Annotated in this window: 23 protein-coding genes and 1 riboswitch; of the genes, 15 read left to right on the forward strand and 8 right to left on the reverse strand. The window is 38.4% G+C overall.

Annotated features, from left to right (window positions below):
• The first annotated feature begins 63 nt into the window (after positions 1 to 63).
• The 7 genes from ACRPLQ_RS23485 (at position 64) to ACRPLQ_RS23515 (ending at position 10,261) form a co-directional block, all read left to right on the forward strand.
• The gene (locus ACRPLQ_RS23485; protein ID WP_013081532.1) at positions 64 to 249 is read left to right on the forward strand and encodes an SE1561 family protein; all 186 of its coding nucleotides are present in this window, start codon (positions 64 to 66) and stop codon (positions 247 to 249) included.
• 162 nt (positions 250 to 411) lie between these two features.
• Positions 412 to 1,953 (forward strand): fumarate hydratase, encoded by a 1,542-nt coding sequence (locus ACRPLQ_RS23490; protein WP_325078056.1) that lies wholly within the window; start codon positions 412 to 414, stop codon positions 1,951 to 1,953.
• A 94-nt stretch (positions 1,954 to 2,047) separates the two neighbouring features.
• Positions 2,048 to 2,857 carry a delta-lactam-biosynthetic de-N-acetylase gene (gene pdaA / locus ACRPLQ_RS23495; protein WP_325078057.1) on the forward strand — a complete coding sequence of 270 codons (810 nt, stop codon included), beginning with the start codon at positions 2,048 to 2,050 and terminating at the stop codon, positions 2,855 to 2,857.
• Positions 2,858 to 3,019: 162 nt separating this feature from the next.
• Positions 3,020 to 4,405 carry a 23S rRNA (uracil(1939)-C(5))-methyltransferase RlmD gene (gene rlmD, locus ACRPLQ_RS23500; protein ID WP_154990665.1) on the forward strand — a complete coding sequence of 462 codons (1,386 nt, stop codon included), beginning with the start codon at positions 3,020 to 3,022 and terminating at the stop codon, positions 4,403 to 4,405.
• Positions 4,406 to 4,707: 302 nt separating this feature from the next.
• Positions 4,708 to 6,057 (forward strand): FAD-binding oxidoreductase, encoded by a 1,350-nt coding sequence (locus ACRPLQ_RS23505; RefSeq protein WP_432236293.1) that lies wholly within the window; start codon positions 4,708 to 4,710, stop codon positions 6,055 to 6,057.
• Positions 6,058 to 6,256: 199 nt separating this feature from the next.
• A riboswitch (glycine riboswitch) is annotated at positions 6,257 to 6,337 on the forward strand.
• A gap of 159 nt (positions 6,338 to 6,496) precedes the next feature.
• Positions 6,497 to 7,840 carry an amino acid permease gene (locus tag ACRPLQ_RS23510; protein WP_028412440.1) on the forward strand — a complete coding sequence of 448 codons (1,344 nt, stop codon included), beginning with the start codon at positions 6,497 to 6,499 and terminating at the stop codon, positions 7,838 to 7,840.
• A 279-nt stretch (positions 7,841 to 8,119) separates the two neighbouring features.
• Positions 8,120 to 10,261: a PAS domain-containing sensor histidine kinase gene (locus ACRPLQ_RS23515; protein ID WP_028412439.1), complete on the forward strand. Its 2,142-nt coding sequence runs from the start codon at positions 8,120 to 8,122 to the stop codon at positions 10,259 to 10,261.
• 423 nt (positions 10,262 to 10,684) lie between these two features.
• Here ACRPLQ_RS23515 and ACRPLQ_RS23520 read toward each other — a convergent pair whose 3' ends face one another.
• From ACRPLQ_RS23520 to ACRPLQ_RS23535, 4 genes are all read right to left on the reverse strand, one after another.
• On the reverse strand, positions 10,685 to 10,801 hold the full coding sequence (locus tag ACRPLQ_RS23520; RefSeq protein ID WP_013055148.1) for a YfhE family protein: 117 nt from the start codon (positions 10,799 to 10,801) through the stop codon (positions 10,685 to 10,687).
• A gap of 101 nt (positions 10,802 to 10,902) precedes the next feature.
• Positions 10,903 to 11,463: a GNAT family N-acetyltransferase gene (locus ACRPLQ_RS23525; protein ID WP_013055149.1), complete on the reverse strand. Its 561-nt coding sequence runs from the start codon at positions 11,461 to 11,463 to the stop codon at positions 10,903 to 10,905.
• Positions 11,464 to 11,718: 255 nt separating this feature from the next.
• On the reverse strand, positions 11,719 to 12,846 hold the full coding sequence (locus tag ACRPLQ_RS23530) for an amidohydrolase (protein WP_367077599.1): 1,128 nt from the start codon (positions 12,844 to 12,846) through the stop codon (positions 11,719 to 11,721).
• A 60-nt stretch (positions 12,847 to 12,906) separates the two neighbouring features.
• Complete coding sequence (locus ACRPLQ_RS23535) at positions 12,907 to 13,809, reverse strand: TIGR01777 family oxidoreductase (RefSeq protein ID WP_165635409.1); 903 nt, start codon at positions 13,807 to 13,809, stop codon at positions 12,907 to 12,909.
• 97 nt (positions 13,810 to 13,906) lie between these two features.
• Here ACRPLQ_RS23535 and recX point away from each other — a divergent pair, with 97 nt between their 5' ends.
• Complete coding sequence (recX, locus tag ACRPLQ_RS23540) at positions 13,907 to 14,716, forward strand: recombination regulator RecX (protein WP_098999469.1); 810 nt, start codon at positions 13,907 to 13,909, stop codon at positions 14,714 to 14,716.
• A gap of 108 nt (positions 14,717 to 14,824) precedes the next feature.
• Here recX and ACRPLQ_RS23545 read toward each other — a convergent pair whose 3' ends face one another.
• Entirely contained in the window at positions 14,825 to 15,478 is a 654-nt protein-coding gene (locus ACRPLQ_RS23545) for an SDR family NAD(P)-dependent oxidoreductase (protein WP_028412435.1), read from the reverse strand.
• Between the two features lie 82 nt (positions 15,479 to 15,560).
• On the opposite strand from ACRPLQ_RS23545, the gene ACRPLQ_RS23550 reads away from it, so the two are divergent.
• Positions 15,561 to 15,875 carry a YfhH family protein gene (locus ACRPLQ_RS23550; protein ID WP_028412434.1) on the forward strand — a complete coding sequence of 105 codons (315 nt, stop codon included), beginning with the start codon at positions 15,561 to 15,563 and terminating at the stop codon, positions 15,873 to 15,875.
• Between the two features lie 84 nt (positions 15,876 to 15,959).
• On the opposite strand, the gene ACRPLQ_RS23555 is transcribed toward ACRPLQ_RS23550, so the two are convergent.
• Positions 15,960 to 16,115, reverse strand: coding sequence for a small, acid-soluble spore protein K (locus ACRPLQ_RS23555; RefSeq protein WP_028412433.1), 156 nt, complete (start codon positions 16,113 to 16,115; stop codon positions 15,960 to 15,962).
• A gap of 135 nt (positions 16,116 to 16,250) precedes the next feature.
• Here ACRPLQ_RS23555 and ACRPLQ_RS23560 point away from each other — a divergent pair, with 135 nt between their 5' ends.
• Positions 16,251 to 16,520: a YfhJ family protein gene (locus ACRPLQ_RS23560; RefSeq protein ID WP_013055156.1), complete on the forward strand. Its 270-nt coding sequence runs from the start codon at positions 16,251 to 16,253 to the stop codon at positions 16,518 to 16,520.
• Positions 16,521 to 16,583: 63 nt separating this feature from the next.
• Here the strand turns inward: ACRPLQ_RS23560 and ACRPLQ_RS23565 are convergent, their stop codons facing one another.
• Positions 16,584 to 17,564, reverse strand: a complete 981-nt coding sequence (locus ACRPLQ_RS23565) for a metal-dependent hydrolase (protein WP_074682687.1) — start codon at positions 17,562 to 17,564, stop codon at positions 16,584 to 16,586.
• A 242-nt stretch (positions 17,565 to 17,806) separates the two neighbouring features.
• Between ACRPLQ_RS23565 and mutY the strand changes: the two genes are divergently transcribed.
• A complete protein-coding gene (gene mutY / locus ACRPLQ_RS23570) occupies positions 17,807 to 18,901 on the forward strand; it encodes an A/G-specific adenine glycosylase (RefSeq protein WP_028412430.1) in 1,095 nt (364 codons plus the stop codon).
• Between the two features lie 34 nt (positions 18,902 to 18,935).
• Here mutY and ACRPLQ_RS23575 read toward each other — a convergent pair whose 3' ends face one another.
• The gene (locus ACRPLQ_RS23575; protein ID WP_014461827.1) at positions 18,936 to 19,160 is read right to left on the reverse strand and encodes a hypothetical protein; all 225 of its coding nucleotides are present in this window, start codon (positions 19,158 to 19,160) and stop codon (positions 18,936 to 18,938) included.
• A gap of 116 nt (positions 19,161 to 19,276) precedes the next feature.
• Here ACRPLQ_RS23575 and fabL point away from each other — a divergent pair, with 116 nt between their 5' ends.
• The 4 genes from fabL to ntdP all read left to right on the forward strand — a co-directional run bounded on the left by fabL (position 19,277) and on the right by ntdP (position 21,599).
• Positions 19,277 to 20,026 (forward strand): enoyl-[acyl-carrier-protein] reductase FabL, encoded by a 750-nt coding sequence (gene fabL / locus ACRPLQ_RS23580; protein WP_028412429.1) that lies wholly within the window; start codon positions 19,277 to 19,279, stop codon positions 20,024 to 20,026.
• Between the two features lie 97 nt (positions 20,027 to 20,123).
• Positions 20,124 to 20,417, forward strand: coding sequence for a gamma-type small acid-soluble spore protein (locus ACRPLQ_RS23585; RefSeq protein ID WP_028412428.1), 294 nt, complete (start codon positions 20,124 to 20,126; stop codon positions 20,415 to 20,417).
• Between the two features lie 189 nt (positions 20,418 to 20,606).
• Positions 20,607 to 20,867, forward strand: coding sequence for a YgaB family protein (locus ACRPLQ_RS23590; RefSeq protein ID WP_014461824.1), 261 nt, complete (start codon positions 20,607 to 20,609; stop codon positions 20,865 to 20,867).
• A gap of 195 nt (positions 20,868 to 21,062) precedes the next feature.
• The gene (gene ntdP / locus ACRPLQ_RS23595; RefSeq protein WP_013055163.1) at positions 21,063 to 21,599 is read left to right on the forward strand and encodes a nucleoside tri-diphosphate phosphatase; all 537 of its coding nucleotides are present in this window, start codon (positions 21,063 to 21,065) and stop codon (positions 21,597 to 21,599) included.
• Positions 21,600 to 21,724 lie beyond the last annotated feature (125 nt).

The following is a 21,724-nucleotide window of genomic DNA, read 5'->3' on the forward strand; positions in this document are numbered from 1 at the left end:
TATGAAAGTATTCGTTAGGATATAAGGAAATAAGAATGAAAAGCTACATCAGGAGGGTTTAAAATGGGAAACGCCGTTCGAGATAAAGATTCACAAGTACGTTATTTAAAAGATCGTTTAAATATGTTTGTACACGTATTAGACTCTATGGAGCCTGAAAACACAGATCTAGAAGATATTGACCGTTTGATTACAATGATTGATGACCTAGAAGCAAAATGTGAGCAGTTTAAAAAAGATAAAGAATGAAGAAGAAAAAAGCGCTAGAAAAACTAGCGCTTTTTTGCTTGAAGTGGAAATCCTCCTATAAAGGTCTTTCGAAACAATTTTTGAAGGAGTATAATAAATTTTGAAAGTTGTACGACAGATAGATAAATACATACATTAGCGGGATATGGGAGGAATTAAGTGATGATTGAAGCTTTAAAACAAAGCATGTACGATTTAATTGTTGAAACATCTACAAAATTGCCAAAAGACGTTCGACGTGCTATCGCAAAGGCAAAAGCGCGTGAAAATGCAGGAACGCGTGCAGCAATGTCTTTAGCGACCATTACCAATAATATTAAGATGGCGGATGATAATTTATCGCCAATTTGTCAAGATACAGGTATGCCAACATTTAAAATTAAAACCCCTGTAGGAGTGAATCAGCTTCAAATTAAAGAAGCGATTTATTGGGCAATTGAAGAAGCAACAAAGCACGGAAAGCTTCGCCCTAATTCTGTAGATTCGTTAACGGGAGAAAACAGCGGTAATAATTTAGGCGGAGGCACGCCGGTTATTAAGTTTGAACAGTGGGAAAATGACTATATTGATGCGCGTCTTATTTTAAAAGGCGGCGGCTGTGAAAATAAAAACATTCAGTATAGCCTGCCTTGTGAAGTAGAAGGGTTAGGCCGAGCTGGCCGTGATTTAGACGGTATTCGTAAATGTGTGATGCACTCAGTATACCAAGCGCAAGGCCAAGGCTGTAGCGCCGGCGTCATTGGTGTTGGAATCGGTGGCGACCGTACAACAGGCTATGAATTAGCAAAAGAGCAGCTGTTCCGAAACTTAGATGACGAAAATCCAAACGCTCAGCTGAAAGAATTAGAAGAGTATGTAATGGAAAATGCTAATAAGCTAGGAATCGGTACAATGGGCTTTGGCGGAGAAACGACATTACTTGGCTGTAAAGTCGGCGTAATCAATCGTATTCCTGCTAGCTTCTATGTGTCAGTTGCGTATAACTGCTGGGCTTACCGTCGCTTAGGTATTAAAATCAACGCTGATACAGGAAGCGTTCAAGAGTGGCTGTATCAAGAAGGCGAAGAAGTAGATTTTAATAAAAATGCAGGTGCAGAAGAGAAACAAAATGCGGATGAAACAAAAGAAGTTGTATTACAAGCACCTATTACAGAAGAGCAAATTCGTGAATTAAAAGTTGGTGACGTAGTGCGCATCAACGGTATGATCTACACAGGACGCGACGCTATTCATAAACATTTAACAGACCACGATGCGCCAATTGATTTAAATGGACAAATCATTTATCACTGTGGCCCGGTTATGTTAAAAGATGAAGATGGAAAATGGCACGTAACCGCTGCAGGACCAACAACAAGTATCCGTGAAGAACCTTACCAAGGAGATATTATGAAGAAATTTGGTATCCGCGCGGTTATCGGTAAAGGCGGTATGGGTCCTAAAACGCTTGCTGCTCTTCAAGAGCACGGGGGCGTATACTTAAATGCTATCGGAGGAGCTGCGCAGTACTATGCTGATTGTATCAAGAGCGTAGAAGGCGTTGATTTGATGCAGTTCGGTATTCCTGAAGCAATGTGGCATCTAAAAGTAGAAGGCTTTACAGCTGTAGTGACGATGGATTCACACGGAAACAGCTTGCATGCAGATGTAGACAAGTCTTCATTTGAAAAGCTTGAGCAATTTAAAGAACCGGTATTTAAATAAACATACGTCGGGAACGTATGGTAAAAAGTAACGTTCATGAACGAGAAAATTGAGTGGATACTAAGCGTAAAATGACTTCCGAAAGGAGCTTCTTATGCGCCGGTTCACCTTTTTTCTCGTTTTTTTATTCGTGATGTCAACAGGCATAGCATCTGTTGAAGCACAAATGTATCGAAACACTCCGATCAGCTGGGGATTTCAAAAAAGTAAAAATCACAAGCCTGCATCCGCAGGTACAGCTTATGAACACATTCTTGCTAAGTATGATGCGTTTTACCTCGGCGATACAACTAAAAAAAATATTTATTTAACGTTTGATAACGGTTATGAAAATGGCTATACACCGCAGGTATTAGACGTGCTCAAAAAAAGAAAGGTTCCTGCGACGTTTTTTGTAACAGGACACTATTTAAAAGAAGAGCCTAAGCTAATTAAGCGAATGGTAAAAGAAGGGCATATTGTCGGCAATCATTCATGGCATCACCCTGACTTAACTCAAGTGGATGATGCACGTTTTAAAGAAGAGCTGCAAAAAGTAAAAGATGAATACAAGAATATTACCGGTCGTGATGAAATGAAGTATCTCCGCTCACCTAGAGGTGTATTTAGCGAACGAACGCTAGCTCTTTCAAAGCAAGAAGGCTATACGAACGTATTTTGGTCACTAGCATTCGTTGACTGGAAAGTGAATGAACAAAAAGGCTGGCGCTACTCATACGACAATATGATGACTCAAATACATCCAGGTGCGATCATGCTTCTGCATACCGTTTCAAAGGATAACGCAGATGCGTTAGATCAAGCGATTGTGGATTTAAAAAAGCAGGGCTATACGTTTAAAAGCATTGATGATTTAATGAACGAACGCAAACAAATGAAGAAAAGTCCTTCTAAAACGAAATAAAGATAAAAACCGACGGGAATATTTCTTCTGTCGGTTTTTTGCTGTTGAAGTGTTATAATATGCGTTGATGTCTTTTTTAAAGCGATACGGTCCAATAAGTTTTAAGCAGCTAAAGACCGTTAATAACTATATAAAGAATTTAAACTAATCGGAGTTGGTCTCATGAATAAACCCAAAACTGAAATGAAAGTTCAAAAAGGACAAACGTTTCCGTTGACGATAAAAAGACTCGGTATTAATGGAGAAGGCGTAGGCTATTTTAAGCGCCAAGTCGTCTTTGTACCGGGAGCATTACCGAATGAAGAAGTGGTTGTAGAAGCAACAAATGTTCAGCATAAGTTTGCCGAAGGGAAAATCAAGCGAATTCGCAAAAAATCTCCTCATCGCGTAGAAGCACCCTGTCCGATTTACGACCAGTGCGGAGGCTGCCAGCTTCAGCACTTATCTTATGAAGGTCAGCTAGAATCCAAGCGGGATATTGTTCTGCAAGCGTTCGAACGTCACAGTTCATTAAAAAAAGTAGAGGAAAAAACTCGCCAAACGATTGGTATGGAAGATCCGTGGCGCTACCGTAATAAATCTCAGTTTCAAGTCGGCGTGGACAAACAAAAAGTCATTGCTGGTTTGTATGGACTGAATTCTCACCGCTTGATTGATATTGAAAACTGTCCCATTCAGCATAAAGCTACAAATCACGTGACAAAAGAAATAAAACGAATTTTACAAGACCTTCAAATTCCTATCTACAATGAGCGTAAACGCCGTGGAATTGTGCGTACCATTGTATCTCGAGTAGGGTTTGAAACGGGTGAAGTTCAAATTGTCTTGATTACGGCTAAAAAAGAAATTCCGAAAAAAGAGCTGCTGATGAAAGAAATTCAGCGCCGCCTACCGGAAGTGAAATCACTCGTACAAAACGTAAACGGTCAAAAAACATCGCTTATTTTTGGAGACGAAACGTTTACACTTGCTGGAAAGTCGGTGATTCAAGAAACGTTAGGTGATATCTCATTCGAACTTTCAGCGCGTGCATTTTTCCAACTGAATCCTCTCCAAACGGTGAAGCTATATGAAGAAGTAAAAAAAGCAGCTGCGCTAACAGGCAGTGAAAAAATCGTAGATGCTTACTGCGGAGTAGGGACAATTGGCTTATGGCTTGCTAAAGATGCCAAAGAAATTCGCGGAATGGACACGATTGAAGAATCCATTGTAGACGCGCGAAAAAATGCCAAAGATCATGGATTTGAGCATGCCACGTACGTAACAGGTCCGGCTGAAAAATGGATGCCGCAGTGGGTAAAAGAAGGCTGGAAGCCAGACGTTATCGTCGTTGACCCGCCGCGAACAGGCTGTGATGACAAGCTTCTAAAAACAATTTTACAAGTAAAGCCAAAGAAAGTGGTTTACGTATCTTGTAATCCATCCACATTAGCCAAAGATGTGCAGCAGCTGTCGAAGGCTTATAACGTTGATTACATTCAGCCTGTTGATATGTTCCCTCATACAGCGCACGTGGAGAATGTGGTGAGTTTGACGTTAAAGAAATAAATAGATGAAGAGTAAAGGGCAGATTTGGTTCTGCTCTTTTTTTATTTGAATTGGACTCTTGTTGGAAGAAAAAATATTCTAATATATCTAATTTGAATTATTGGAAAGTTAGGTTTTAGAAAGCATTGGAGCACCGAAAAGAAGTTTTATTAGTACTTATATTTCAGTAAATGAACTGAAATTTCATTTTTTATAGAGATGATAAACGCCAATCTAGTCTTGAAAACCCACACCCTCAACCACTCCAAGAATACTATAGTAATAAAACTGATAAAAAGTATATACAGAGGGGCAGAGGTCAAATGGACTCAATGTTTTTGAAAGGGCTTACGGGTAAAGTGGTAACGCCGAAAGACCCCATTTATGAGGAAGCTCGTCAGGAGTGGAATCGTGCTATTGATAAATTTCCGCTTGTGATTGTGTACTGTGAAAAAAAGCAGGATGTTGTAAATGCAATTCAATGGGCGCGCAAGCATCGTGTAGACATTCGCATTCGATCTGGCGGTCATCATTATGAAGGGTATTCTACGGGTGACTGTGTATTAGTCATTGATATCAGTCGGTTAAACGGGTTGAAATTGGATAGGAAACGGAACATCTTAAAGATGGAGGGAGGAGCAAAGAATACGGAAGTGTATGATTTTATCGGTTCGAACGGATATGTGTTTCCAGGAGGAACGTGTCCGACTGTTGGGGTGTCTGGCTTTACGCTCGGAGGAGGCTGGGGGCTTTCGAGCAGACTTTACGGATTAGGCTGTGACAGCTTGATAGAGCTAGAGTTGGTCAATTATGAAGGAAAGATTATTAAAGCAAACCAATCGTGTAACGCGGATCTTTTTTGGGCATGCCGAGGTTCTGGTGGCGGTAATTTTGGCGTTGTGGCAAGCATGACGTTTCAGCTTCCAAAACCGACGAACAGCTCTGTGACGCTTGTTCGCTTCTTTTATGTAGGTACTACAAGAGAAAAACAGGTACAAGTGATGAATATATGGCAAAGCTGGCTGCCTGAATTGGACAAACGTATGACGCTAGTTGCCAGTTTTTATAATGCAGAAGGAGAAGGATTGGGCATATTTGCGAACGGCTTCTTTTACGGATCTCCAGAAAGAGCTCGAAAGATCTTGCAGCCTTTTGCAGAGGTGGAGGGGTTCCGAGTCGAGCTAGAGTCATTATCTTTTCTTGAAGCGGTACAAAAGATAGAAGCAACCTATCCTCCGTCTGAAAAATTTAAGTCAACGGGAAGATTTGTGCAAAGAAGTTATTCAGTTGGCGAGCTTGAAAATCTTGCAGATCTCATACAGCGTCCAGCAGAAGGTTCCGTTTACGCCGCGATTTCTTTTTATGCACTAGGAGGAGAAATTCGCAGTGTTGGTAACAGAGAAACGGCCTTCTTTTACAGAAACGCTAGATATATCCTGGGCTTTCAATCTGTATGGACAGACGATGCGTTTGCACGAACAAACAGAGAGTGGCTGTATAAGCGATTTCAATATATTAAACGTATTACGAAAGGCTCCTATGTGAATTTCCCTATCAGCAACCTTAGAAACTACGAGTATGAGTATTTTGGAGACAACGCAGAGAGATTAGAAAGAGTAAATAAAAAGTACGATCCATTTAACGTATTTAGGTTTCCGCAGGGACTCAGGTAGCATGTAGAAAAGGATACTAAGTTGACGATTGAACCTGTTTCATTACCTTCTTTCGAAGAAGGTAAATAAATGAAAGTCATCTTTCTTGTTGACAAAGCATCCAACTGGTATTAGAATAAACAACTATTCGACAGTCATTATCTTAATCGAAAAATTTAATACGTAGAAAGCTATGATTGCTATGGATCACACTATAGCAGGAGCAGCTTCTGGAGAGATCGCGATAGTTTCGCGACGCCGAAGGGTTCACAATCTCAGGCAAAAGGACAGAAGAGTACCGGATATTTATTTGGTATGTTACTAATTGGTAGCATGTACCATAATATTTGTTATTCTTATGACCATGAGATTGGAGCGCATCCAATCTCTTTTTTTATTGGACTTTATTTTGTAGTCCGCACGATCGCATCAAAGGTTTTATTGTTAGGAGGAGTTAGAGTTGGAACAACGAGAATTAAAGAGGGATTTATCCAATCGTCATGTTCAGCTAATCGCGATTGGAGGAACCATTGGGACGGGATTATTTTTAGGTTCTGGTAAAGCCATACAGCTTGCAGGTCCCTCTATCATCTTTGCTTATTTAATTGTGGGTATTGCGCTTTTCTTTGTGATGAGAGCGCTAGGAGAACTACTGCTGTCTAAAGCAGGTTATCAATCGTTAACAGATATTGCTGAAGAGTATCTTGGACCATGGGCTTCATTTGTCACAGGGTGGACGTACTGGTTTTGCTGGATCATGACAGCTATGGCTGATGTGATTGCCGTTGGCGTATATGTGAAATATTGGTTCAATATTCCTCAGTGGATTCCTGCACTTATTTGTGTAATCATTTTATTAGGACTTAACTTATTAACCGTAAAATTATTTGGAGAATTAGAGTTTTGGTTTGCTTTAATAAAGGTTATTACGATTCTTGCGTTAATTGTTATTGGCGTTATTTTACTGGTAATCGGATTTAAAACAGATGCAGGATCCGTTACGGTTCAAAATCTTTGGAATCATGGAGGACTGTTTCCAAACGGTGTTTCAGGTTTCTTACTTTCATTCCAAATGGTTATTTTCGCATACGTCGGGGTTGAATTGGTAGGGGTATCGGCAGCGGAAACATCAAATCCCCAAAAAAATATTCCATCGGCCATTAATAAAATTCCGCTGCGAATCTTATTTTTCTATGTTGGAGCGCTTATCGTCCTTTTATTTATTAACCCGTGGATGGAATTGAATGCAGCAGAAAGCCCATTTGTTAAAACCTTTAGTTTAGTCGGAATTCCGCTTGCTGCTGGAATTATTAATTTTGTTGTATTAACTTCAGCCGCTTCTGCTTGTAATAGCGGAATGTTTTCAACAAGCCGTATCTTATATAACTTAAGTAAAAATGACCAAGGGCCATCTACGTTTGCAAAACTGAACAAAAACCACGTACCAAGCAACGGATTGTTTGTATCTACGCTGGTTATCTCGGCGGGAGCTTTGTTAAGCAAACTGATACCAGATCAAGCTTTTGGCATCGTAACAACCATCAGCGCTATTTGTTTCATTTGGGTGTGGAGTATCATTTTGATTTGCCATCTAAGATATAAAAAAACGCGTCCACAGCTGCATGCAGCATCAACATTCAAAGCACCGTTAACACCATTTATAAACTATGTTGTGCTAGCGTTGTTTGCAGTGATTCTTATTATTATGCTGTTTTCTGATGCGACGCGCCCAGCCTTATTGTTGACACCCGTTTGGTTTATTCTCTTATTTGGTTTTTACGGGGCTAGAAGGAAGAAGAAATAGTAAATGGGTGACCTCATCATTTCGTGATGGGGTCTTTTTATTGGAAGATAAATAATTGATTTCTACTGTATGAAGAAAATGCAGTAAGCAAAGTTTATATAAGAACCCTAAAAAAGTTTTAGCAGAAAATACAGTGAAAAAGCTCATAGTTTTCTGATAGTAATGTAGAACCAAATGCTTTTCTTCTATGTCTAAAGGTGGAATTCTATCATTTACATGGAAAAGTTTTCATTTTGCAGTACAATGGAGGTAGACTTCATTGAATTAAGGTGAACAAACATGAAATGGTTTAAATCTCATACGTTTTGGAAAATCTTCACGATTAATGTGCTTCTTATTTGTACCGTACTGACGCTAATGTTTATAGTTTCAAGAGTGATGCTGCCTAATATTTCTCAAGATCAATATCGACAGGTAACTGATAAAACCGTCAAGAGAATGAAAGAGCAAATTAACATCGTTATTAAAGATATTTGGAGCTTGGGCGACGAGGTACAGCAAGATCCTATTTTTTTATCAGATGATGAACAAGAGATAGACAAAGAACTGCAGAAAATAGTTAATATTTCACCGTATATCGATAGCGGAACCATTTTTAATACAAAAGGGTATGTGGAGCATTATTACCCAGATGATTTAAAGAGTATGAAGCACGTGAACTTAAGTAAAAGAAAATATTTTCAAGAAGCGCTGCGAACTAAAAAAATATATTTAAGCGATGTCGTTTCAGCAGACACAAAGCATTACATTGTGGTGATGGCAATTCCTATTTTGGATGAGCAGCAAAATGTAAAAAAAGTTATAAATTTAGCGCTGCGCATTGAAGAAAATAAAAGCTTTCAATCCATTTTTCAAACGTTCGATATAGGAGAGAACGGCTATACGTTTATTGTAGACCGCAATGGTAGAATTATTTCACACCCTGAGAAACAGAGAATCGGTGAAAATGCCAGGGAAAATGAAATCGTTCAGGAAACGATGAATCATAAATCAGGATATCAGCGCGTTGTGAACACCGAAGGTAAGTACTTCTTTGCGTCATTTGAATATATTCCTGTTTTGGATTGGGGAATTGTCGCTGAATTACCCGTTGAAGAAATTTACAGGCCTTATGAAACGTTTGAAAAAACGCTTTGGACCGTTTCAGGTATTACAATTTTACTGCTTTCTTTTTTTACTGCGTTATATGCAAGGCAAATTGTGAATCCTATTCGTAAACTATATGAATTGGCGGGACAAGTAGCGCGCGGGAATTTTAATCAAAAAATTCCGGAACGAGAAATTGAGCGGGGGGAAATCGGTACTTTATCTAAACAGTTTAATGAAATGATTAGCTATATACGCCATTCTAAAGCAAATTTACAGCAAAAAGAAAATCAGCTGCAGGAACAAAAAACGTTTTTAAGACAAGTCATTGACATTAATCCAAGCTATATTTATGCCATTAATCAAAAAAGGGAGTTCATTCTTGTTAATGAATCTTTTGCGATGCTGCTAGGTGAAAAATCTGATGACTTGATTGGACAACCAATTGATAAATATCAATTCAACCTTCAATCAGATCTTTTATATAAAGGGACGTTTTCAAACTGTACGCAAAAAGGGATGGTATTAGAAGAACAGTTTAAAGATTCGAAAGGAAACCGGCGCTGGGTCGAAACAGCAAAACTTCCTATTATGAATGAAAAACAGGAAGTGATTCAAATGCTGTGCGTATCGACAGATATTACGGAGCGTAAAAAAGCAGAAGAGAAGCTTAGAACTTCTGAGAAGCTTGCCGTTGTAGGAGAACTTGCAGCTGGAGTTGCTCACGAGATCAAAAATCCTTTGACTTCTTTAAAAGGTTTTGTTCACTTATTAAAAGAACAAAATCCCAAAGATGCTTTGTATATAGATATCATGGAAACTGAATTAGAACGAATGAATGGAATCGTAGAAGAATTTTTGATGTTAGGAAAACCTCAGGTTATGAATGTTGAACCCTTGAATATGCAAGCGCTTGTTCAAGAAGTGTGCTCGCTTCTTGAACCTGAAGCAGTAGAAAAAAAGGTAGCTTTCATATTTGAAAGGGATGAGCAATTACCGCAGGTATATGGAGATAAAAATCAGTTAAAACAAGTATTTATTAATATTATTAAAAACTCTATCGAAGCAATGCCTGAAGGAGGGGGTATTCATATTACGATTAAAGCAAAAGAAAACCACCTTTGGCTGCAGCTTGCTGATGAAGGGCAAGGTATTCCTCCTGAACGGTTAGCGAAGATAGGTGAGCCTTTTTATAGTACAAAAGAAAAAGGTACAGGTTTAGGGCTGATGGTCAGCTATCGGATTATTAAAGCTCATCATGCGCAGATGACATTTTCTAGTCAGTTAAATCAAGGAACAAGTGTGGATATATTGTTTCCAATCATAAAAAAGTAGGGGAAGTTCCCCTACTTTTTATTATTATACTTATAATATATCAAAAGCTTTCATGTTACTAAAACAAACGAAAGTGCTAAAGAAGATATCCACAGGTTAACAAGAAGTTAACTGCTGAATTGTATAGGATATTCACAACTTTATCCACATTATTCACATTTTTTCAGAAAATTTACATAAAAATTACCCACTGTCATTTCAAGTTATGAAAGCGGTAATATACATATCTGATAAAGTTATGCACATTATCCACATAATTGTGGGTAAACTTTGTGGATATAGTAAAGTATTAAAAAATCGTAAATCATACGCATGAAATCTTCGCGTTATTATCTTTACATAATATAAAACGTCCTTCCGATACACAGTGTACAGAAAGGACGTTGGGATGATCAAGCGTTGGATAGAGATGTTTTGCCTCACTTATTTTTTCGTGTAGCCGCCTGCACGGTCTGCTTTTTTAAACTCGCGGCCGTAATAGATTTCTTGAGCGCTACTTAACGTATTTTTTGCGTTTTCTTTTCGTTTTTTTTCAGACATAAAAAAACCTCCAATTAACGTTTTTCGATCATGCTACTTATTTTTTCCAGAATCTCTCGTTTTTAATCATAAAAAAAGCTCTCCGTGTAACGGAGAGACTCTTACGCTTCTTTAAGCTGGTGATCTTCTTGAACGTCTTGTTCGTGACGCAGGTAGTATAATGTATACAAGTCTTTTGGAATTTCGTATAAATCATATACGTCTTCATGTTGATTAATTTCATCGTATAAAGCTTTGTGTGTTTCATTCGCAAGTACTGCATAAGGCAGTTTTTCGGCAGCCTTAATAGACCTGATGTTGATTTTGCGGATTCGCATAAAAATTCGCTCTATATTTAACTCAAAGAACAGTTCATTAAAGAACGCTTCTTTTGCAATTTGATTATATCCTTTTCCGTGAAACGGTTTGCCAAGCCAAGTGCCTAAAAAACCAGCTTGATCCTGTACATCAAATAAATTAATGGTGCCGATAGGGTTACCCCATTCATCTAAAATCGTGCGAGAAATAATTTCTCCATGATCTTCTGCTTCCATCGTTTGTTTAGTCACAAATAAAAATTCTTCATAGGAATGGGCTTTATGACGAACAAAAGGGAAGACATCAGGATGTACCATGAGTTCGTATAGAGATTGACAGTCATTTAGGTCACGTTTTTTTAACATAACTTTTCCCTCCTGATCGAGGGTATATACAGACTCCAATCAAGTCCCCACCCTCGAAATTTTTTAATAATTAAAAAAATTTCGGGGTGGGAATCGAACCCACTAGAACCAGTTACCTGGTGGCGCACCATTTGCCTTCCCATTACAAGTCAACAAACATAAAAAGTCAACGTGTGATGTTTATGCTTTTGTGAAATTCACATGCTTCTAAACGTATCATACTAAAAAAAATAAAAAAAGAAAATAGGTAAAATGTTAATTTTTTTTAAATAATATTTTACCATCTATCATGGTGAAAATAGGCTTTGCTAAGTAGTGAAAGGGATGATGGCTCCATAGCACTAAATCAGCGTCTTTTCCTGCTTCGATACTGCCGATTCGATGATCAATACGGAGATTCCGAGCAGCAGTAATCGTGATGCCTTCTAATGCTTTTTGCTCTTCGAGTCCTTCACGTACGGCAATGGATGCGCAAATATTTAAATACTGAATAGGCGTATAAGGATGGTCCGTTGTAATGGAAACTTCTACTCCTTCATTGCAAAGAGCTTGATAGGTTTTCCACGTTTTATTCTTAAGTTCAACCTTTGAGCGGCGTGTTAAAGTTGGACCTACGCTCACTTTTAAATTTCTTCCACCCAGCTCTTTAGCAATTAAATGGCCTTCTGTACAGTGCTCAATACGGACGTCTAAATGAAATTCATCTGCTAAGCGAAGAGCTGATAGAATATCATCGGCTCTATGAGCATGAATCCGAACTGGAATTTCTCTATTCAGTGCTTGAGTGAGAGGTTTGATGCGCAAATCATCTTTGTTGTCACTGCTTGCTGCGTGATAAAAGGCTTCTCGCAGCATCCCCATAATACCCATTCGCGTAATCGATTCTTTATTGCCGTGGCTGTGAATTCGTTTTGGATTTTCTCCTAGCGCAATCTTAAGTCCAGCTGTCTCTTGAATTAACATTTGAGAAATGCTTGTTCCAGCTGTTTTAATAACGGAAGTTGTGCCTCCAATCACATTTGCACTTCCTGGCATAATGTGTACAGACGTAATACCCGCTTCAATGGCATCTTTAAACCCAGGATCTAAAGGATGTACACTGTCAAAAGCTCGGATATGTGGAGTCATAGGTTCAATGGTTTCGTTAGCATCATTCCCGGCCCAGCCGGTTCCTTCATCATATAATCCTAGATGTGTATGAACATCAATAAATCCAGGGAATAAATAACGCTGTTTGCAGTCAATGACTTCTACTCGAAGAGGTGGCTGCAAGTTTGGCCCAATTAAAACAATTTTTCCATTTTGAATGAGCACATCACTATTATAAATAGGTTTTGACGTAATAGGATAGAGCGTTGCATTTTTTAAGAGAATGGTTTTCATAAAGTTACTCCTATCTATCGGCAGCTTAGTCACCTGTTTTAGGGAAATAACAGAAAATAACTAGAGTAAATCTCGCAATGCATCTTCTAATACAGTATATGTAAAAATGTAATTCTGTTGAATCAATTTTTCAGGTAAAACGCGCTGTCCCTTTAAAATAATCATACTCATTTCTCCCATCAGCAGTTGAAGGCCAAAGCTAGGTACGGGCATCCAATGAGGACGATTCAACACTTTTCCAATCGTCTTTCCAAACTCTTTCATTTGAACGGGATTTGGGGCAGTGACGTTAACAGCTCCCTCTATTTGTTCGGTATGAATACAGTAATCAATGATCTTCACGACGTCTTGAAGATGCACCCAAGACATCCACTGTTCTCCGGAACCGACTGTTCCTCCTGCAAATAATTTATAAGGAAGGGCCGTAGAAGGAAGTGCTCCGCCATCTTTCCCTAATATAACGCCGAATCTTGTTAAGACAGTACGAATATTGAGTTTCATGGCTTTTAGCGCTTCATTTTCCCACTTTTTTACCGTTTCAGCCAAAAAGTCTGTCCCGATCGATGGAGAAGCTTCTGTGAACGTTTCTTTCGTTGATGTCCCGTAATAACCAACGGCGCTTGCATTTACATAAAGTGACGGTTTTTCGGGTAAAGAAGCCATAATGCGAAGAATTTCTTGAGTAGAAGAAAGGCGACTTTCCACGATGGCTTTTTTGCGTTCGTCCGTCCAGCGGCCACTGTTAAGTGAAACGCCAGCTAAATTGATAAAAACGTCTGCTCCTTCTACATGCTCTTCAGGTTGGCTGTTTTCTTGCATCCACTCTACATATTTAAGTTTCGGATCTCTTGCAGCTTTATCTGCATTGCGTGTTAAAATATATACATAATGTTTTTGTGTTAAAAAATGTTTTGTTAAAGCTTTACCTACGAATCCAGTTCCTCCAGCAATAACAATTTTCATACGAACTTCCTCCTTTATTGAGATAAATAAAAATGTGTATGATACGTTTGGCGGTTCTTCAGCCATCAATTTAATAAGAAATATGAGGTGAAGGTTAATGCCTGTTGTCACAAAGATCACAACGCAAAAGAATAGCGGTGAACGTTATAATGTGTATTTAGATTATGGTAAAGGTGAAGAGTTTGGCTTTGGTGTTGACGAAAATGTCCTCATCAAATATGACTTAAAAAAAGGTCGTGAGCTTGATGAATTTGAATTAACGGAAATTCAGTACGCAGATGATGAGAAAAAAGCTTATAATTTAGCGATCATTTACTTATCTTATCGAATGCGCTCTGAAAAAGAGGTACACGATTATTTAAAGAAAAAAGAAATTAACTCTACTATTATTCAACAAGTTATTCAGAAACTAGTCAGCCACCGTTATTTAAATGATGAAGAGTTTGCCAAAGCATTTGTGTTAACTCAGATGAACACAACACCAAAAGGACCAAATGTGATTCAAAGAGAATTAAAAGAAAAGGGGATTTCTGATTCCATTATTACCCTTAGTTTATGTGAATACCCTGAAGAACAGCAAATTCAAACTGCTGTAAAATTAATTGAAAAGTTAAAAGGGAAATATAAAAAATTATCTCAAGTAATGATGAAACAAAAAATGGAACAAGCATTGGCAGTGAAGGGCTATTCGTTTTCTGTTATTCAAGAAGCATTTCAGCGAACGGATACAGAAAAAGAAAGCGATGAGGTTTGGGAAGCTCTGCAATATCAAGGAATGAAAGCTCATCGTCGTTTTTCAAAGTATGAAGGCTGGGAATATCAGCAAAAAATGAAGCAGGCTCTTTATAGAAAAGGATTCTCCATTGAACAAATTCAATCATTTCTAGATTCTATTGAAGAGGAATAGAGCGGGGAAAAAAGTATGTTAGTTGAAGGAAGATCCGAACGATGAATCGAGATTCTTGATAGAGAATCCAACTCGTTCGGATTTTTTTATTGTGATGCTTCAATCTTTTTAAAACAAAATATCTTCTGAATCATTCTGCTGTTTATAAATAATCTCAGCGATTTCTGAAGCTGAGCGCAAGCGGCTTTTATCTTTAATGTGGTTGTTGTGATCCCAAAAAGGAGTATTCATGCCTCCCATATAAGCTGCCGTCACATGAAGGTTGGTATCTTGGTACTCCACTTTTAAACTTTCTGTAAATCCCCTTACGCCAAATTTACTTGCCACATAGACGCTTTCATTGGCTTTCCCTCGAAGTCCTGCAGTTGAAATGATATTCATAACTTTAGGTTCAGGTCTCGTCAAGAGATGAGGCATAAGCGCTTGTGTTAAAAAAATAGTTCCTTTTACATTTGTATCGATGACTTCATCGATTGCTTGTTTTGTATAATCTGTCAAAGGACCAAAATGTCCAATGCCTGCGTTGTTGATAAGGATATCTACTGAATGCTGCATCAGCAGTTTTTCTACAGATTTTCCTACTTCTTCATACTGTGTAATATCTACAGACATCGTATATACGTTTTCTCCTAGCTCATGCTGGGCCTCAGTTAATTTCTGTTGATTGCGTCCAGCTAGAATGACGTTGCAGTCTTTTGCGTAAAGTTTTGCGAGTTCTTTTCCAAGACCCGTCGCACCGCCTGTGATTAGCACTGTTTTCATTCCCAAAACTCCCTTTTCATAGTCTCCCTTTAGTTATACCTTTTGTTATAATAAAATGAAAGCAAACAAGGGGGAAAGCAGCATGTCTGAAAAACGTTACAGTGATATGACGACGTATGAACTTCAACAAGAAATTGGGTCTCTTCAAGAAAAAGCACGAAAAGCTGAACAGCTTGGCATGGTCAATGAGTATGCAGTATTAGAAAGAAAAGTAACAATGGCTAGATCGTACTTATTGGATCCTGAAACGTTTCAAGCAGGGGAAGTATATGAAATTCAAGGAGATCCGGGTTCATATTTTAAAATTGATTATATGAACGGAGTTTTTGCATGGGGGTTTAGACTTGGCTCACCGCAAAACGAAGAGGCATTGCCTATTTCCATGTTGAAAAAATAAAGGGACGAACAAGCAGCACGAAGTGTGCTGCTTGTTTGATATCTATATTCGCTTTACTTTTAAACAAATAAGCAAAGCAAGCGGTTATTCTTCGCGCTCATTAGAAGCATGCATACGTTCTTGCGGATGCGTATTGATCGTTCCATTTGCACGTTTTGAAGCGTATTCTGCTTTTGCTCGAGGTTCGCCTTCAAACTTAGTATGATGTTGGTTTGTAAAATCTTTTGCTTTATTGCGCATCGATACCTCTCCTTTTACAACAGAAAGCGTTGCGGTTATGATATAGTACATGAGGGAGTGAATAACTCCGCATTTATAGTGTAAGTTAAAAGTGCAAACATACTCATAAAGAATTTTGGTAATCGAGGTGTTCTTATGAACGATATATTCGAAAGATTAACGAATCAGCTATTAAACAAAAATAGTTCGCTTTCATACGCTCAAGCCCGTACATGGGTCGAACTTTTCTGGGAAGATTTTGAGTCATCTTACGCAAAAGCAGGATATGATTATAAAGGGAAAGAAGCGACGGAAAAGGTTGTTACGATGTACATCAACAGCTACGGTGACAAACTTCATGAAATCGCGGTTAAAAACCCTAAATATCAGCATTTATTAAATAACGATGACTATTTAAAACATTAAATAAAAACGAACCGTCTTCTCAAGACGGTTCGTTTTTGGGTTTCATATTTGTTCTTGTTATGATTAGTGCGGGAGGTAATCAAGCTTTTTACGCAATTTTTTCTCACTGAAAATCCAACCAGTGTACGAACAAATAATATTTAAATCGTAATCAAGCTGGACCACGGCTACAAATGGATAGTAGTCTTTGCTGCGGTAGCGTAAATCAATAAAACGCACTTCAATGTGGTCGTTATATTCGTCCAGTTCCCATCTATAAATAGGTGAAAAGGAAAGAAAAGCAGATAAATTTTCATCTTTTTTCGCTACTTCAATTACGGCCGATTCAGGAATTGGAACTTTATCAAACGTATCATAAATAAAAATTTCTTCTCCGATTGCTCTTCCTACATGAAAGTACTTTTCGGTCGTCACGGCTAAGTGCCAGTGAGTGAAACGCAGCGTAGGAGAGATATTGAGCTTGATAACATCAGGAAACTGTTTTCGAAGCTTCTTGGCGATTTGGTGGCGCATATAAAAGCGCAGTCCATAGTAAAACGCCAATAACACATATAGCGTAATGAATGTTGGTCCTGGCTCTGCTCCAATAAACCAGATTAAAATTGCGAGCACGTGGGCTGAGAAAATCACGTAATCAAACGTGTTGATTACGCCAAGCGCAATCCATTTATTTGTGAAAGGCCGTAAAGCCTGCGTGCCATAAGCGTTAAAGATATCAACAAAAACGTGAATAATGACGCCTGCAAAGGTCCACATCCATAGGTGCAGCAAGTTAGCTCCTGGCAGCAGAAGCGAAAGAATGAGCACGATAAGCAAAGGCCATAAAATAACAGCCGGGATAGAATGTGTAATTCCACGGTGATTGCGGATATACTGTGCATTGTTTCGCAGCTTTAAAACAGTGTCTAAATCAGGTGCTAATGACCCGGCCATTACGCCAATCATCACAGCATCCATTGTGGCTGTATTCGCAGATACAGTGGGGTCTAATGTTGCAAGGCCGCCCAGAGCGATTCCCATTGCAATGTGTGTACCAGTATCCAGAGCGAACTCCTCCTTTGTAAGATGATGACGATCTTAGATTATTCTAATTCAGCATGAAAGCTTGATTTAAAGCAAAAAATCTCATTTTATTATTAACGCAGCAAATCGGCTGTTTTTATTCATTATTTGAACAATTCATTTTACTATTCATATTTGTAGTTGTTATAAGGTTATCATAAAGTTACTAAGATTCAAAAAGCAACACATTGTATATGTATAGTTAATACCTCGGAGGCTATGACGTGAAACAAAGTAAAGATATTGTACAAAATTTTGATATTCAAGCATTTCAAAATGACTTAATCTCTTGGTTTGAGCAGGAACAGCGCATTTTACCTTGGCGTCAAGATCAGGACCCTTATAAGGTGTGGGTATCTGAAATTATGCTTCAACAAACGAGAGTAGATACGGTCATTCCTTATTTTAATAATTTTATTAGCAAATTTCCCACTATCAAAGACTTAGCTTATGCGAATGAAGATGATGTGTTAAAAGCGTGGGAAGGATTAGGCTATTATTCCCGTGCCCGTAATTTGCAAACTGCGGTTCGAGAAGTTCACGAACAATACGGGGGAGAAGTTCCAAATACGCCAGCAGAAATCTCCAAACTAAAAGGAGTGGGTCCTTATACAACAGGGGCCATTTTAAGTATTGCATACGGAGTGCCGCAGCCTGCTGTAGATGGAAATGTCATGCGTGTGCTATCGCGCATTTTATCCGTTTGGGATGATATTGCAAAACCGAAAACAAGAAAGTTGTTTGAAGAAATCGTGCATGAAATTATTTCAACAGATAACCCTTCCTATTTCAATCAAGGTATGATGGAACTTGGTGCCATTGTCTGTACACCAACTTCTCCTTCCTGTTTGTTATGTCCAGTTCGCGAACACTGCCGCGCTTTTGAAGAAGGAGTGCAGAATGAGCTTCCCGTTAAATCAAAGAAAAAAGCGCCGCGTGCTCTTCAGCTTGCTGCAGCGGTGATTAAAGACGGTGAAGGAAATTATCTAATTCATAAGCGTCCAAGCAAAGGACTTTTAGCTAATCTATGGGAATTTCCAAATATAGAAGTAGATCTTAGTATAGCGCCAGATCATCAGCAGCTTCAGGCGTTTATTCAAAATGAGTACGGAGCTGATATTAAAATCCATGCGCCTTTTACCACAATTCAGCACGTGTTTTCTCATATCGTCTGGAACATCACAGTATATGAAGCAGAGCTTGCAAGTGATATCAGTGCATTAAAAAATTTGAAAGTAGTTTCTGAAAAAGACTTAGAACAATATGCATTTCCGGTTTCCCATCAAAAAATCTTAAAAGAATATTTGCTTGTTAAATAAAAGAAGCGTGGATAAACTCCGCGCTTCTTTTTATTTAATCATATGATACGTGCGTGCCGTGTGTATAATCTGCTTCGTGGCGCTGTAACCCGCCTCGTGCTTCAATTTCTTTAATAATTTGCTGATGAATACTTTGTCCTTCAGCATTTAAATACGGCGTCATTTGCTGTAAAGAGTGATGGAAAAACGCAAGCTCGCTGTCTTTCCACTCGCTTTTAGAAATCATTGAAAGAGCCGTCATGTCTCTACCTACATACATTCTATTCACCTCGTTCATTTTATCAAGTTTTATCTATTTTCCCTATATTACTTGTTTCTTATGCGATAAAATCAGTACAATGTAAAGATAATATGATACATAAGGGAGATGACATCATGTCACAAAAGGTAGCACTAGTTACGGGAAGCAGCAGAGGTATTGGTAAAGAGATTGCTTTACGTCTTGCTAAAGAAGGATACGATATTGTATTAAACTATGCACGAAGCAAAAGTGCAGCGCAGGAAGTAGCGGAAGAAATCAAAGCATTAGGCAGAGAAGCATTAGTTGTTAAAGCAAACGTAGGAAAAGTAGAAAAAATTAAAGAAATGTTTGAGCAAATTGATGACGCATTCGGTCGCTTAGACGTATTTGTAAGTAATGCAGCTTCAGGAGTTTTACGTCCTATTATGGAATTAGAAGAAACTCACTGGAATTGGACAATGGACATCAATAGCAAAGGATATTTATTCTGTGCACAAGAAGCGGCTAAACGTATGGAAAAAGTAGGCGGAGGAAAGATTGTTACCATCAGTTCGCTCGGTTCTATTCGCTATTTGGAAAATTATACAACAGTAGGCGTGTCAAAAGCTGCTGTAGAAGCATTGACCCGCTATTTAGCAGTGGAGCTTGCTCCAAAAAATATTGTGGTAAATGCTGTATCTGGAGGTGCTGTGGATACAGAAGCATTAAAGCACTTCCCAAATCGTGATGAACTGTTAGATGATGCGCGCAAACATACTCCAGCTGGTCGTATGGTGGAGCCAAAAGACATGGTAGATGCAGTGATGTTCTTAGTCTCCGATCAAGCAAATATGATTTGCGGTCAAACGCTTATTATTGACGGAGGGCGTTCACTTTTAATGTAAGGTAAATGTATTTTGTGCTTGCGCTTTAAAATACTGAAAAAAGTTTGCATACCCTATTTACCTCCCGGGCATATTAATTTTCGTGGAGGTGATTACAATGGCAAAACAAACTAACAAAACAGCATCTGGTACAAGCACACAACACGTGAAAAACCAAAATGCTCAAGCATCTAAAAACAACTTCGGTACTGAATTTGGTAGCGAAACAAATGTACAAGAAGTGAAGCAACAAAATGCACAAGCAGCGGCAAACAAAAGCCAAAATGCTCAAGCATCTAAAAACAACTTCGGTACTGAATTTGCTAGCGAAACAAGTGCTCAAGAAGTGAGACAACAAAACGCACAAGCTGAAGCAAAGAAAAACCAAAACGCTGGTAAATACCAAGGTTAATATCAAAAGCGAACTTAACGTCTTTCAAACGGCGATGTTAAGTTCGCTTTTTCTTATATAAAAAGCAACAAAGTATGACAAAACTTCTTGAAACTTTACACAACTCGTCAAAGGAATCTGTCTCACCTAAACAGAATGTTAACAGAAGTGCCGCGTGTATGGTTAAAGCAAATAGGGAGGAGCTATCGTATGAAAAAATTTGATCAGCTAGTGACTCAACAATTGGAGACCATGGATCAACTTCTGTTTTTGCAGTCTGAGATTGAGCGCTGTCAGGAAATCGAAGGTGAACTAGTAAAACTTCATGAAGAAGCAAAACTTCATTCTGTGCAAGATGAAATTAGTGAAATGAAGCTAAAATTAAAAGAGATTCAATTGACGTTTGAAGCACAAACCGAAGACATTATTCGTACATATAAAAGTGAAGGGGCTTGCTCTACACTTGCTTAATGAACATTGATGTGTCACTTCCTCTCTTTTTTAAGGCTGCTAAGCAAAGGAAAAGTAGGGGGAGTGACTTTTTTGAACTCAAGAAGGTTAGCACATTTGTGTTAAAATGAGAGAGAAACCGTTATAATAAACATAAGACAAATGGAGACGTTATATGAATTTTTTTAAGTGCTAAAATGAAAGTAGGTATTGGAGATGGGAATTCCGGTGGAAGGAGAAACAATTCAAATACACAGCTACAAGCATAATGGACATATTCATCGCGTGTGGGATCGGACAACCGTATTAAAAGCAACCAATAACTTAGTGATTGGAGGAAATGATCGTACAGTCGTTACAGAATCAGATGGACGAACATGGGTCACAAGAGAGCCGGCAATTTGTTATTTTCATGCTCAGCAGTGGTTTAACGTCATTGGGATGATCCGTGAAGATGGAATTTATTATTACTGCAATATCAGTTCGCCGTTCATTTATGATGACAATGAAGCGCTCAAATATATTGATTATGATTTAGATATTAAAGTCTATCCAGATATGACATACACCCTTCTTGATGAAGATGAATATGAGAAGCATCGAAAAGAAATGAATTATCCAGAAGTGATTGACCGTATTTTACATAATCACGTCGAGGAGTTAAAAGGTTGGATTCGACAGCGAAAAGGCCCGTTTGCTCCAGATTTCATTGACATTTGGTATGAACGTTTTTTAACATATCGGCATTCTTGATGAATGAGCTAGAGAACATTATGTTAGGCCGTCTAAAGCTGACTGTTTGATATAATGTTCTTTTTGGCGTTATGGTCGCCATCTTTTAGAAGAGATAAAAGCACTAAAAAATCGACGCGTGTACA

This window comes from Priestia sp. TRN 1309, assembly GCF_050846875.1.
GTDB lineage: Bacteria > Bacillota > Bacilli > Bacillales > Bacillaceae_H > Priestia > Priestia zanthoxyli.